A 14333-nucleotide genomic window follows, 5' to 3' on the forward strand; every position below is an offset into this window, starting at 1 on the left:
TTTTTAAATATTTCACCCATGTATTCGATATATACTTTTCAACTTAAGCTAGATAAGTTTATAATATTCTATATACTCTTCTGCCTTAACAAAATCATAGGCTGCTTTCTCAAATGCTTTCTGTGAAGAAATATTAGAATGCTTAACTCTACCAATAAGCTTTTTGATGTTCGTTTTTTCTGATCGAATGATCTCTATCACTTCCTTGAGTATGTTTGTACCGTAACCCTTTCCCCGATATTCTTTCGCAACGCTATAATTAATAACACCAATATGTTCTTCTAAATCTATCCTTACTTGTCCTATGGCTTCTTCTCCATGGTAGCAAATATATAACAGACATTGACCTGAGTTCAATTTACCATAAAACCATTTTTTATGCTCTTCATACTCTACGAAGTCTGTGCGAAAGGAATTATTTCTCACCTCAATGTCATTCGTCCACTTAAATAATAAATCACAGTGTTTTGATTGCGCTAAAACAAATTGAATACACATATCAGTCCTCCATTTTAACTTCTTATCTTCGTTACTTCATCTAATAAACGAATCAGTTCCGGATCAGATTTATATCTTAATCTTAGATGCTTATTTATCCCTGCTACTTCAGGGTTCTGATCTAGAAACTTAAATAACGCTTCTAAGGTGTATTCCAAATTGTTCTGAGAAAAATACTTTTCAATAGTATTGAATAGACTTAAATCTTCCTCATAATCTAATGTCAGCCTATAATCTCTGCACCATTTCTCTGGCAGCTTCACTTTATTCACTTTAAAATATTCTGGATTGTTTTGAAAATACCATGTCATATATTCTGAATAATCTGCTCTCGGAAAATAGCTTTTTACCCTCTCTAACGCTGCTGCATTGATAATCTCAACACTTGTCCCTACTGCTTCTCCCACACCACATGTATAGTCTGCCCCACTGACAAAATGCGCCTTTAATAAAAACTGGCATATATCATTGGACAAATACGGACAATCTCCTGTCGCTCGTATGATCACATCTACCTTAAGCATTCTCACAATATCCAGATATCTTTGAATCACATCATCCGGATCTCCCTTATGGAAAATGACATCCTCTCTATAGCAATATCTCTCAAGATCTCTGTCTTCTTCCATAGAAGAGGTAGCGAGAATCGTATGATTCACATTTCGAAATTTAAGGGCATTTTTGAGACATAGTTCTATGGAGGATAAGTTCCCTATAGGCAGCAATGCTTTTTTTGGTAGTCTAGTGGACTTTAGCCTACAGGCGATTACTGTTGCTATTGTTGCCTTTTTAAAATCCTCGACATATAAGGGTTCTCCAGCACGTTTATCTGTTGTAAGAATGTGAAAGTCCATCAGCAGTTCCTCCAACTGCTTCGTATTTAATCCGTTTTTCCCAGTTCGTTTGTAAGAAAGGTCTTCCAAGGAAACCGTAGACCCCTTATTTTTGTTTGCTTTGAGAATAGGTAGCTGTATAGATTTCTCTAAATATACTTTTTCTCTATCATTGATAAATGATTGATCTAATAAGCTGATATACTTTTTTTGCAGCTCTATATATTTTCTATAATCATCTACTTTTACACTGGAAAATCGATCGTATTCCGTCTCTAAATTGCTATGCATAACATGCTTCTCTATTACATCGACACCTAGCATAGCCGCTATTACAGGCAGCCAGATGGCATGCTCACTGCTACCGTCCACATGATCAGCAAAGACGATTCGATTATCAAAATGGGCTTTTATCTCCTTTAATTTGGATACTCCAGCATCCATAAGCTCCGTAGGGTAACTTTGAAAACCCACTTCCAATAAAATTTCTTGAGGTTTTATTAATTTATTAATGTAAGACAATCTTTCTTTGATTTCAGATAGCTCATATCCTGAAATATTTATAATCAGTTTTTTTTCAGTCATGTTCAGATTTGATAGGCTTTGCAGCAAATTCCTGTTCATCAAAATCGAAGCCTGAAGCTTTATACCCTTTATTTTGTTCAGGTTATGCCTGATAATCTCAATACCATAGCCGTCAAATACATCTATCCAAACATCCTTTGTTATACTGACATAGTCTATCAGCTCAGCCCAATCCCCTTTACTGATATATAGCTTTTTATATACCTCAAACCACTCATAATCTGGTGTAGCGATTTCATCATATTTAAAGGGTTGAAACTTCATACCATATCCTTCTGTAAAATCTTCAAATTCTTTGATAAGGCCTCGTAGATAATCTATGCTGCCACCATGGGTATTGGCTATTTCAATGATATTGTATATCATATAATTCTCTCCTATATATGAATCCATATTTTATAATACACTTCTAAAATAATCCAACACCTTTTTCACTGCGTTTATCACATCTTCTACATCTTTGTTTTTCATGTTAGGGAATAATGGTAAGGTAATAATTCTTTCATAGAGTCTTTCTGCATTTGGACATAATCCTTTCTTATATCCGAGTTTCTGATAATAAGGATGATAATACACAGGAATATAGTGAACATTTACACCTATATTCTCTGCTTGTAAAGCATCATAGAGTTCTTTTCTATCGACCTTAAATTTATCAAGCTCGAATTGAAGGATGTATAGATGCCAACTGGAATTTGAAAAATCTGCTTGATGAGGAATGATTACGCCATCTATTGCAGCGAAAGCTTCATTATATTTTCTGACAATCTCTTGCCTTCTTTTAATAAATTCATCTATTCTTTCCAACTGACTGATGCCCAATGCACATTGAATATCTGTAATCCTATAGTTATATCCTAATGCCAGTTGTTCATAGTACCATGTACCCTCTTCCTTGTTTTCTAATAAGTTCTCATTTCTAGTAATGCCATGGGTTCTAAACAATAATAGTTTTCTATAAAATATTTCATCATTGGTTGTAATCACGCCGCCTTCTCCCGTTGTGATATGCTTTACAGGATGAAGACTGAAGGTTGTCATATGAGAAATACTGCCGACCTTTCTTCCTCTATATTCAGTCCCCAAAGCATGAGCTGCATCCTCTATTACAGTGAGATGATATTTCTCTGCCAATTTTAAAATGGGATTTAGGTCGACAACCTGACCTGTAAAATCTACGGGGATAATCGCTTTCGTTTTTTCTGTAATTTTTTTCTCAACATCGCATACATCAATGTTATAGGTTTTAGGGTCTATATCTGCAAATATTGGGATAGCCCTTTGATAAAGGGCACAGTTTGCTGATGCTGCAAAGGTTATGGGCGTGGTAATGACTTCGTCTCCTTCTTTTATCCCTGCAGCAAAACAAGCTGCATGTAATGCTGCTGTTCCATTGGAAACAGCCACCGCATATTTTGCGTCAACATAATCTGCTATTTTATCTTCGAATTCTTTTATCGTAGGACCAGTTGTCAAATAATCACCTCTAAGGGTTGCTATAACTGCATTTATATCATTTCCATCAATCCACTGCTTTCCATAGGGTAAATATGTCTCCCTTACTGGTTTGCCACCGTGAATCGCCAACGTTTTATTCATGTTCATACCCCATTTACACTAAATATAAATGACTCTTTATCCACGCTTCCGTCTTCTGTACGCCTTCTTCTAAAGAGATCTCTGGCCGCCAATTCATCAGCTTTTCTGTCTTTGAATAGTTGCACAACAGCTTTTGTATCTCACTTTGGGGATGGATATGGGGAATATGTTGTATCTGCTCTCCTGATTGAACGATTAATCTGGCAAGATCATTGATGGAGATATCTCTACCTGATCCTGCATTCAGTATTTCTCCGTTCACTTTATCACAATAGCCTGCCTCTACCACAAATCTGGCACAATCATCTACAAAAAGCAGGTCTCTTGTTTGAGCCCCATCTCCATAGATACTCAGTATTTTTCCATCCAGCTTTCTCTTAATAAAGATGGCTACAACACCCCCTTCACCTCCCGTTTTTTGAAAAGGTCCATAGGTGTTAAAAGGTCTTATGACTACGGCTGGCAACTTATATCCATACCAATAGGATAAAACCATATTTTCTCCTGAAATCTTACTGGCAGCATAAGGTGAAGCCGGTCTGATTGGATGAACCTCTGTAATTCCATGTTCATCATAGGCCCTGTCATAGACCATACAAGTGCTCATAAACACTATTTTTATATTTTGTTTTCTACATTCTTCCAGTACATAAAAAGTTCCTAAAACATCATTATTAAATGTAGTTTCTGGATCATCTAAACTATCCTGTACATTGATGCTAGCACCTAGGTGATAGCATATTTCATATTTGTTTTTGAAAAGTTCACTTAGCAATTTACGATCTTTTATATCTCCATAAATGAACCCTTTAAAATGATCCATATGAAAAAATTCTTCAATGTTTTCTCTTCTGCCATTGGATAAGTTATCTAATATCCATACATCATGTCCGTCTTCCAATAATTTTTTCACAACCCATCTTCCAATAAATCCTGCTCCACCTGTTACCAATATGTTCATCAGATTACCTCCCTGCTCCTCTCACCAATTTTCTAACTTCCTCCTTTGATATGGGCTCCATATTATGAGAGCGATAGCTTCCTATATCTACTGGGTTATAATTCTTATAGAACTCCATAAACTTTTCTATCCCATAGGTTACAGGGCACACTGCATACATTTTTCCCAAGTCAAAGGCAAATTTAGATTCTTCTTCTGTCATGAGCTCTTCATAAAACTTTTCCCCTGGTCTTATCCCAATCGTTTCAATTTTCACTTCATAAACATCAATATCATATTTTTCGCACGTCTCTTCAATAACAATTTCAACCAAATCTTTGAGCCGAATGACTGGCATTTTTAGTATAAAAATTTCGCCACCCAGACAGTTTTCGGGTACCTGCATTGTAAGGGCTGCAGCTTGCGTCAACGTCATCATAAATCTACTCATATTTTGGTCAGTTACCGTTACTTTTCTCTGCTCTAGGATCTGCTTTTCAAATAATGGAATGATGGAACCTCTTGATCCCAATACATTTCCAAATCTAACAACAACAAATTTCGTTCTAGCGTTACCTCGACTGAAATTAGCTGCTTGCGTAATTCTCTCTGCTAACAGCTTCGTAGCACCATAGACATTGGTAGGATTAATTGCTTTGTCCGAACTCGTAAATATCACCGTTTCTATATTATGATTTCTAGCTGCCTTTATGACATTATCCATCCCAATAATATTGGTCTTCATAGCCTCTGTAGGATTGTATTCACAAGCAGGTACATGTTTCATCGCCGCTAAATTGAATACAATATCAATGTCCCGACACGCTCTTTCAACACGATCATAGTCCCTTACATCACCTATTAATAATCTAATGTTACTCTTGTTACCTATCTCGTTTTCTATCATAAACTGTTTATGTTCGTCTCTACTCAAAACTCTGATGACTGCTGGTTCTTGAATTAATATTTCTTCCATAATTTTTCTGCCGATGGTTCCCGTCCCACCAATAATCAAAATCTTCTTATTTTTATAATTCATAGTTCTCGCTCCTAAATGTAAACATCAGATTTAAAAGTTGTTTATATAACATATATATGAACGCACATTAATTCTGTGAATAGGCCGTTTGATTCCCTAGCACCGTTATATCTTTCAAGTCAAAAAGTTTCGAAGCTGCTGCCTCTGTTCCAGCAATTCTTCAAGAACACTAAGATTGTGTAAAATATTTATATCTTGGGGACGATAAGATAACGCCATTTTGTTATGCTGATAGGACAGATCATATAGGCCTAACCGATAATAACAAAGTCCTAGCTGCATATGGGGCAGCCAGGTTCGACTTGGCTGATTGATAATAGCCCAGCTGCTTTCTGGTAGAGGTACTTCAAGGGCCTGCTTATACCAATAAACGGCATTCTTGAATGCATTTTTCTCCAAAAAATGATAGCCTAGCCGACAGCAAGCTTCTGAGCGTGGAGTATCATATTGAAAGGACTTGAAAGTGTATGCCATCTCCTTATCTTTATCTCCAATCTGGTAATAACAGTCAGCCAATCTGTTGCAAGTAAAAATCTTATTTTCCACCGAATTATTCTCATCCTCTAAGTATTTCAAATAGAATACGATGGCTCTTTCATATATTTGGTGCTGATGCAATTCACGGGCAAAATGAAAGACATCCTGAGCCGTAAATGCTTTTCCCTGACTCAAGCGGTTTTCATATATTTTGAGATTACGGTCCGTTGTCTTACTGACCCGCTTATGGGTCACTACGATATCACTGTCATATAGATATCCATCAACAAACAAGTCTTCATGAACAGCACCACACCACTGAAAGTTTTTCAATCGTTTTACGATCCGGGTCCGTCGTACACTTAACGTTACATTCCCATAATCGTCAAAGTCACAATGATATTCCATAGAGACAGCATCCACCAAAGGATCTAGGGATTGTTTCAGTTTTACCAATTTCTGTCGTTCCTCCGGTAAGAGTACATCATCTGCATCCAACCACATAATATAGTCCATGGTCCCATGGGAAAAAGCAAAGTTTCGTGCCGCAGCGAAATCATCGACCCATTCAAAATCTATAACGTGTTTTGTAAATTTTTCAGCTATTTCTTTCGTTCTATCGGATGAACCCGTATTCACAATAATGATCTCATCCACGATGTCGCTTACTGATGTCAAGCATCTTTCCAGGGGATCCTCTTCATTTTTTACAATCATACAAAGACTTATTTTCACATGATCACCTCTTGGACATTCAAGATGTATTTCTTATATAAATTATATGCCTGTTGATTCCTATGTGTTTCTAAAAAAGAAGCCGGCTCACGTAGAACGCAAGCCGGTCATACCTCATAGAAATCCTGATATTTCCCAGATGCACGTTAAGGATTTACACCTATTCCGGTTGGGTTCGTACCTACAGTAACGGTGGCGATAACAGTGTTAAAAAGCCCTTCTATAACAGAGACGTTGTCACTGAATTGATTCACAACGTAAATCTCGTTGGTTAAAGAATTTATTCCTACCCTGACTGGGGTCGAACCTACAGCAACGGTATCAATAATAGTGTTATCACTTCCATCAAAGACCGTGACTTCGTTACTTCCTATATTTGAAACATAAATTCTGTTCGTTATAGGATTCACACCTGCATCTATTGGAAGCGTACCTACCGTAACTGTGGCGACAACAGTATTTGCTGCTCCACTAATAACCGAAACATTATTGCTTCCCAAGTTTGCCACGTAGATCCCGTTCGTTAAAGGATTTACACCTACTCCCCATGGGTTTAAACCTACCGTAACAGTGGCAATAACCGTATCGGAACTTCCATCAATGACAGAGACATTGTTACTATCTGAATTTGAAACATAAGTTCTGTTCGTTATCGGATTCACATCTATTCCGTTAGGGAGCGTACCTACCATAGCAGTGGCGATAACAGCATTGGTACTTCCGTCAATGACCGATACATTTGTACTCCCCTGGTTTACAACGTAAATTCGGTTCGTTATCGGATTTACTCCTACTCTGGATGGTAACGTACCTACTGTAACGATGGCGATAACATTGTTGGTATTACCGTCAATGACCGTGACATCGTTGCTGTTGAAATTTGCAACGTAGATTCGGTTCGTCGTTGGATTCACATCTGCATCTATTGGGCTCGTACCTACTGTAATGGTGGCGATAACAGTTTTGTCATTTCCATCAATAACCGAAACATTGTCACTGACTGTATTCGCAATATAAATTCGGTTAACTGAAACTTGGGCTGACATGCCTGGCGCCCCTGTTGCTCCTGTTACTCCAGTTGCTCCGGTGGCTCCTGTTGCCCCTGTTGCTCCAGTTGCTCCAGTTGCTCCGGTTGCCCCTGTTGCCCCGGTGGCCCCTGTGGCTCCGGTTGCTCCTGTGGCTCCGGTTGCACCCGTTGCTCCTGTTGCCCCTGTGGCTCCGGTTGCCCCTGTGGCTCCTGTTGCTCCTGTGGCTCCAGTAGCCCCTGTGGCTCCTGTGGCTCCTGTGGCTCCTGTGGCTCCGGTTGCTCCGGTTGCTCCGGTTGCTCCTGTGGCTCCGGTTGCTCCGGTAGCACCCGTTGCTCCTGTTGCCCCTGTTGCTCCTGTGGTTCCTGTGGCTCCAGTTGCCCCTGTGGCTCCGGTAGCACCCGTTGCTCCTGTTGGCCCTATAGCGGATTCAAATTCTACAATGAGAGTTGGCCAGTTTTGTACGATACCATCATCATATCCTTTAAATCCCATCAAACTGGTTTGGTTCTCAAAGGTGGTAAGTAAGATTCCATTACTGGAAAAGAATCCGTTATACCAGCCCCGTACCAGTGGCGTTACATCCAAAAAGATATAGTTTCCTACAAGGTCGTCAGATAGGACCGTTTCTAGCACAGGTTCCCCTGCAGGAGGCTGAGTATTCCAAGTCACTGTGTTTTGAGAGAAACTGTTTAATAATCTTAAGGCCGTGAGTGGTTGTATTCCAGGAGCTATCTTTTGGAAAAATAAGAGCCTTAATGTGGCGTTTGTAATGATAGATGCTGGCGGAATTGCACTGATGTCAAAGTTTAGAAGACTTCTAAACACATCATTTGGTGTAGCTGTTCGACCCACAAAAAGATTCTCTTGGGGACCAAAGTTTTGATTCGGTTGCAACTGTGATACAATGGTTGCATCCAAGGGTGTTAAAAACAGAATTGGCACAACATTCCCTCCTCTAATAACTTTTGTTGGCCTTTTGTTTTTTGAGGATGAGCCTTTTAAAATGGACATTCATCCCTTTTCAGTTCATATTATGTGGACAAAGTATTATGGTTCCATAACCGCTTAAACGTTTCCCAAATATAACGATAAAATAGATCTAATTTTTCATGAGTAAATAGCTATAGCTTCAAAACAAATAGGATCACAAACCAACCCTTTCACAGTATTAAACCCACATACTGTGAAAGGGTTGTCTTCTGAACCTCCCTATCTTTTTTCATTATAATGATTTATGATAATATTCCATATTCTACTGATCCGTTGAATTCTTTATCTTTAACGTCTCCTCAAAATATTGTTTATTATATAAAACTCTTTGATCATCAGGTATATATAATCTAGCTATTTCATTATGCTCATAGGCTAACTGATGAAGTCCTAAGCGATCATAACATAAACACAGCTGCAGGTGAGGCAGCCAAGTCCAACAGGCAGAATTTGTTAGTCCCATGTTTTCAGTAGGCTTTTCCAACAGTGTGGCAACCTTGTACCAAAAAGCAGCTTGTTTAAACATGTTTTTATTTAAAAATAGAAATCCCATTCGACAGCAAGCTTCAGCCCTTGGCACATCATATTTAAAAGATTGTAAGTTATGCTTCATTGCATCATCCCAATTATTCAGGATGATATGAATATCAGCAAGCTTCCCACAGGCAGCAACATTGTCTTCAAACCATCCCTTTCCCGTATCCAGAAATTTATTATAATATTCTGCAGCCTCTTGATGCCGTTGATGATCGAGAAGCTCATTGGCATAATAATACAAATCTCTTGAACTAAACGACTCATTGTTTTTCAAGCGCTGTTCGTATATCCTTATATTTCTATTCACATCATGATGGACACGCTTATGTGTTACCCCAATATCGCTGTTGTAAATAGTACCACCCATTTCTAGATATTCATGTACCGGACCCACCCATTTAAAATTACAGCTTCTCTTTACAAGACGGTTACTTCTTATGCTGTGTGTCACTTTTCCATATTGATCAAAAGTTAAGTTGATGTTCATCGTCACACAATCTATCGTTGGACTGAGAGCTTCCTTAAGCTGCAAGAATTTCTGTCTATCTTTCTCTAGCAACATATCATCAGCATCCGTCCAAAGAATATATTCCATGGAAGCTTTGTTAAAGGCAAAATTACGGGCAGCCGCGAAATCGTCAATCCACTCAAAATCATATATTTTATCTGTATAACGTTTGGCTATTTCTTTTGTGCGATCTTCTGAACCCGTATCAACAATAATGATTTCATCTGCAATTTCATTCATAGAGTCTAGACATCTGGCAAGAACCTTTTCTTCATTTTTTACGATCATGCATAAACTAATAGTCAGCATAATATCACCTCATCAATCTTCATATTTCAATACATTGTATGTCATATTTGGGGTTATGTGATTGGGACATGGTCATTATATGCAACAACAAAGCCTTCCACATAAATGGAAGGCTTTGAGAAATAGGTTATTCTAATCATCTAATTGAATAATAGTCAATTGTGCACCTACTTGTGGAGCAGGATCCATGATGAATGAAGTTGTAGTGGAACTATTGCGTAGGGCGATTCCATCACCACCTGTGAGACCTAAAATAGCTTCGCCGCTTATTTGGTCCGGTACAGCCAGGATAGCTACTCGTGTGGATGGATCGACAACTCCATTTACAGCAATAGATATCTCAGCACCTGTGTTTCCTGTCACACTAACGCTGTAGTGAATTTCATAAAAAGCGGTATTTGGAACAGTTATTCCCGAAGCACCTGCTGTGTGGATGATGCCACCAACGAGAGGTCCGTTGGTATCGAAAAGCACATTTGATCCAGCAGCAACTGTATCATTGACACCTGTATCTGCAAGATGGTATACATAGCCGAATGAAGCTAATCCTAAGCCTGTAGCTCCCGTTGCTCCGGTGGCTCCGGTTGCTCCTGTGGCTCCAGTTGCTCCTGTGGCTCCGGTAGCCCCTGTTGCCCCGGTGGCCCCGGTGGCTCCGGTTGCTCCTGTTGCTCCTGTTGCTCCTGTTGCTCCTGTGGCTCCGGTGGCCCCTGTGGCTCCAGTTGCTCCTGTAGCTCCTGTTGCTCCTGTGGCTCCGGTAGCCCCTGTTGCCCCTGTGGCCCCTGTGGCTCCGGTTGCTCCAGTTGCTCCGGTAGCCCCTGTTGCCCCGGTGGCCCCTGTGGCTCCGGTTGCTCCTGTGGCTCCTGTTGCTCCTGTGGCTCCTGTGGCTCCAGTAGCCCCTGTTGCCCCTGTTGCTCCGGTGGCTCCGGTTGCTCCTGTAGCTCCTGTTGCCCCTGTAGCTCCTGTGGCTCCTGTGGCCCCTGTGGCTCCTGTGGCTCCTGTGGCTCCAGTTGCTCCTGTGGCTCCGGTTGCTCCTGTTGTCCCTGTGGCCCCTGTGGCTCCAGTTGCCCCTGTTGCTCCGGTGGCTCCGGTTGCTCCAGTGGCTCCAGTTGCTCCTGTTGCCCCGGTGGCTCCTGTGGCTCCTGTTGCCCCTGTTGCTCCGGTGGCTCCAGTTGCCCCTGTGGCTCCTGTGGCTCCAGTGGCTCCAGTGGCTCCAGTGGCTCCTGTTGCCCCGGTGGCTCCTGTGGCTCCGGTGGCTCCAGTTGCCCCTGTGGCTCCTGTGGCTCCGGTTGCCCCTGTTGCTCCGGTGGCTCCGGTGGCTCCTGTGGCTCCAGTTGCCCCTGTGGCTCCTGTGGCTCCAGTGGCTCCAGTGGCTCCAGTGGCTCCTGTTGCTCCTGTGGCTCCGGTGGCTCCTGTGGCTCCGGTGGCTCCAGTTGCCCCTGTGGCTCCTGTGGCTCCTGTGGCTCCAGTTGCTCCTGTGGCTCCGGTTGCCCCTGTTGCTCCTGTGGCTCCTGTTGCCCCTGTTGCTCCGGTGGCTCCGGTTGCTCCTGTTGCTCCTGTGGCTCCTGTTGCCCCTGTTGCTCCGGTGGCTCCGGTTGCTCCTGTTGCCCCTGTTGCTCCGGTGGCTCCTGTTGCTCCAGTTGCTCCTGTTGCCCCTGTAGCTCCTGTGGCCCCTGTTGCCCCTGTAGCTCCTGTGGCTCCTGTGGCTCCTGTTGCCCCTGTAGCTCCTGTGGCTCCTGTTGCTCCTGTTGCCCCGGTGGCTCCGGTGGCCCCTGTAGCTCCGGTGGCTCCTGTTGCCCCTGTGGCTCCTGTGGCTCCTGTGGCTCCTGTTGCTCCTGTGGCTCCTGTGGCTCCTGTGGCTCCTGTTGCTCCTGTTGCCCCGGTGGCTCCGGTTGCTCCTGTTGCTCCGGTTGCTCCTGTTGCTCCGGTGGCCCCTGTAGCTCCTGTGGCTCCGGTTGCCCCTGTAGCTCCTGTGGCTCCGGTTGCTCCGGTTGCCCCGGTGGCTCCGGTTGCTCCTGTTGCTCCGGTTGCTCCTGTTGCTCCTGTTGCTCCTGTTGCTCCTGTGGCTCCGGTTGCTCCTGTTGCTCCTGTTGCTCCTGTGGCTCCGGTTGCTCCTGTTGCTCCGGTTGCCCCGGTGGCTCCGGTTGCTCCTGTTGCTCCTGTTGCTCCTGTTGCTCCAGTTGGCCCTATAGCGGATTCAAATTCTACAATGAGAGTTGGCCAGTTTTGTACGATACCATCATCATATCCTTTAAATCCCATCAAGCTGGTTTGGTTCTCAAAGGTGGTAAGTAAGATTCCATTATTAGAAAAGAATCCGTTATACCACGCCCGTACCAGTGGCGTTACATCCAAAAAAATAAAGTTTCCTACGAGTTCGTCAGATAGTACCGTCTCTAGTACAGGTTCCCCTGCAGGTGGCTGAGTATTCCAAGTCACTGTGTTTTGAGAGAAACTGCTTAATAATCTTAAGGCCGTGAGTGGTTGAATTCCAGGGGCTATCTTTTGGAAAAATAAGAGCCTTAATGTGGCGTTTGTAATAATAGACGCCGGTGGAATTGCGCTGATGTCGAAATTTAAAAGACTTCTAAACACATCATTCGGTATTGGAGTTCGTCCCACAAAAAGATTCTCTTGGGGACCAAAGTTCTGGTTTGGCTGCAACTGTGATACAATGGTTGCATCCAAGGGTGTTAAAAACAGAATAGGCACAACATTCCCTCCTTTAATATTTTTTTGTTGGCCTTTTGTTTTCAGGGACGGGCCCTAAAGTCAACCATTCATCCCTTTTCAGTTCATATTATGTGGACAAACGATTATGGTTCCATAATGTCTTAAATAATTTCCCAGCCATGACCTAGAGTTTTCATAATCAAAGTACTATAGTATCGAAACAAATTGTACTATAAAAGCAGCCCTTTCTCAGTGTTAACCTTACAAACTGAGGTAGACTGCCTTCTGAACTTATCTATTTTTTTCATTTAATGATCAATGATAATATTTCGTATTTTACTAATCTTTTTCATTCCTTATCTTTAAAATACTCTCAAAATATTGTTTATTATATAAAATGCTTTGGTCATTAGGTCTATAGGATCGTGCTATTTCATTATGCTCATAAGCTTGCTGATGAAGACCTAAGCGGTCATAGCAGACACATAACTGAAGGTGAGGCAGCCAGGTCCAGCAGGCATGATTTACAAATCCTAAGTTTTCTCCAGGCTTCTCCAGCTGAGTAGCAATCTTATACCATGCCGCAGCTTGTTTCACCATGTTTTGTCTTAAAAATAAGAAACCGATGCGGCAACAGGCTTCTGCCCTAGGCGCATCATATTTGAATGATTGTAAACTATACTTCATTGCATTATCCCAATCTTTAAGATGTATATAGATATCTGATAGCTTTCCACATGCAGCAATATTGTCTTCAAACCATCCCTGACCCGTATCTAGAAATTTAATATAATATTCTGCAGCCTCTTGATGCCGTTGATGATCCAAAAGCTCATTGGCATAATAGTATAAATCTCTCGGAGAAAATACTTCACCTCTTGCCAATCGCCTCTCATATATTTCTATATTGCGATTCCCAGTATCTGCACGTTCTTTTTTATGTGTAACCGCTATATCGCTATTAAAAATAACTCCTCCTACTACTAAACACTCATGTACAGCTCCTTCCCATCGAAAATTTCGAGATCGTTTCACAAGACGATTTCTTCTTAGACTTGAGATTACATTTCCCTTTGCATCGAAGGCTAAATTATAGTGCATGGTTACTGAATCTACAGAAGGATCTAGAGTCTTTTTTAGATCTAAAAGCTTTTGCTGATCCTCCTCCATGAATACATCGTCTGCATCAAGCCATAAAATGTATTCCTTAGAGGCTTTACTGAAAGCAAAATTACGGGCTGCGGCAAATTCGTCAATCCACTCAAAATCGTATACTTTATCTGTATACTGTTTGGCTATTTTCTTTGTCTGATCTTCAGAGCCTGTATCTACAATGATAATTTCATCTGCAATTTCCTTGACTGAATCCAAACATCTGGCAAGTACTTTCTCTTCATTTTTCACGATCATGCATAAACTGATCGTTGGCATATAACCACCTCATCAATCCTAATATCATAACATCTCAATATATCGTATTTTCATATTTGCAGTTATGTGAGCGAAACATTTTAAGATTAAATCTTTTTCAGACAAAGTTAAATATTGCATAATTTTACGCTTCTCAAATTCATACCCTTTTTTC

The 14333-nt window shown here is 41.4% G+C and carries 10 protein-coding genes; all 10 read right to left on the bottom strand.

Going from position 1 to position 14333, the window contains the following annotated elements; genetic code table 11:
- Nucleotides 1-48: 48 nt before the first annotated feature.
- On the bottom strand, nt 49-498 hold the full coding sequence (locus HNQ80_RS08865) for a GNAT family N-acetyltransferase (RefSeq protein ID WP_184310280.1): 450 nt from the start codon (nt 496-498) through the stop codon (nt 49-51).
- Between the two features lie 14 nt (nt 499-512).
- On the bottom strand, nt 513-2282 hold the full coding sequence (locus tag HNQ80_RS08870) for a cytidylyltransferase domain-containing protein (RefSeq protein ID WP_184310282.1): 1770 nt from the start codon (nt 2280-2282) through the stop codon (nt 513-515).
- Between the two features lie 30 nt (nt 2283-2312).
- Nucleotides 2313-3515 carry a UDP-4-amino-4,6-dideoxy-N-acetyl-beta-L-altrosamine transaminase gene (gene pseC / locus HNQ80_RS08875; RefSeq protein ID WP_184310284.1) on the bottom strand — a complete coding sequence of 401 codons (1203 nt, stop codon included), beginning with the start codon at nt 3513-3515 and terminating at the stop codon, nt 2313-2315.
- A gap of 13 nt (nt 3516-3528) precedes the next feature.
- Nucleotides 3529-4476 (bottom strand): GDP-mannose 4,6-dehydratase, encoded by a 948-nt coding sequence (locus HNQ80_RS08880; protein ID WP_184310286.1) that lies wholly within the window; start codon nt 4474-4476, stop codon nt 3529-3531.
- A gap of 4 nt (nt 4477-4480) precedes the next feature.
- Nucleotides 4481-5494, bottom strand: a complete 1014-nt coding sequence (locus HNQ80_RS08885; RefSeq protein ID WP_184310288.1) for an SDR family NAD(P)-dependent oxidoreductase — start codon at nt 5492-5494, stop codon at nt 4481-4483.
- Nucleotides 5495-5608: 114 nt separating this feature from the next.
- Entirely contained in the window at nt 5609-6706 is a 1098-nt protein-coding gene (locus HNQ80_RS08890; RefSeq protein WP_330602812.1) for a glycosyltransferase family 2 protein, read from the bottom strand.
- A 146-nt stretch (nt 6707-6852) separates the two neighbouring features.
- Nucleotides 6853-8676 (bottom strand): DNRLRE domain-containing protein, encoded by a 1824-nt coding sequence (locus HNQ80_RS08895; protein ID WP_207726929.1) that lies wholly within the window; start codon nt 8674-8676, stop codon nt 6853-6855.
- Between the two features lie 310 nt (nt 8677-8986).
- A complete protein-coding gene (locus HNQ80_RS08900; protein ID WP_184310290.1) occupies nt 8987-10078 on the bottom strand; it encodes a tetratricopeptide repeat-containing glycosyltransferase family 2 protein in 1092 nt (363 codons plus the stop codon).
- Nucleotides 10079-10210: 132 nt separating this feature from the next.
- Nucleotides 10211-12787: a DNRLRE domain-containing protein gene (locus tag HNQ80_RS08905; RefSeq protein WP_184310291.1), complete on the bottom strand. Its 2577-nt coding sequence runs from the start codon at nt 12785-12787 to the stop codon at nt 10211-10213.
- Between the two features lie 300 nt (nt 12788-13087).
- The gene (locus tag HNQ80_RS08910) at nt 13088-14179 is read right to left on the bottom strand and encodes a tetratricopeptide repeat-containing glycosyltransferase family 2 protein (protein WP_184310292.1); all 1092 of its coding nucleotides are present in this window, start codon (nt 14177-14179) and stop codon (nt 13088-13090) included.
- Between the last annotated feature and the right edge of the window lie 154 nt (nt 14180-14333).

The organism is Anaerosolibacter carboniphilus (assembly GCF_014205875.1).
GTDB lineage: Bacteria > Bacillota > Clostridia > Peptostreptococcales > Thermotaleaceae > Anaerosolibacter > Anaerosolibacter carboniphilus.

Coding starts and splice junctions, on each gene's coding strand:
- HNQ80_RS08865 (WP_184310280.1), bottom strand. CDS start 498: ATGTGTATTCAATTTGTTTTAGCGCAATCAAAACACTGTGATTTATTA.
- pseC (WP_184310284.1), bottom strand. CDS start 3,515: ATGAATAAAACGTTGGCGATTCACGGTGGCAAACCAGTAAGGGAGACA.
- HNQ80_RS08880 (WP_184310286.1), bottom strand. CDS start 4,476: ATGAACATATTGGTAACAGGTGGAGCAGGATTTATTGGAAGATGGGTT.
- HNQ80_RS08910 (WP_184310292.1), bottom strand. CDS start 14,179: ATGCCAACGATCAGTTTATGCATGATCGTGAAAAATGAAGAGAAAGTA.
- HNQ80_RS08885 (WP_184310288.1), bottom strand. CDS start 5,494: ATGAATTATAAAAATAAGAAGATTTTGATTATTGGTGGGACGGGAACC.
- HNQ80_RS08870 (WP_184310282.1), bottom strand. CDS start 2,282: ATGATATACAATATCATTGAAATAGCCAATACCCATGGTGGCAGCATA.
- HNQ80_RS08900 (WP_184310290.1), bottom strand. CDS start 10,078: ATGCTGACTATTAGTTTATGCATGATCGTAAAAAATGAAGAAAAGGTT.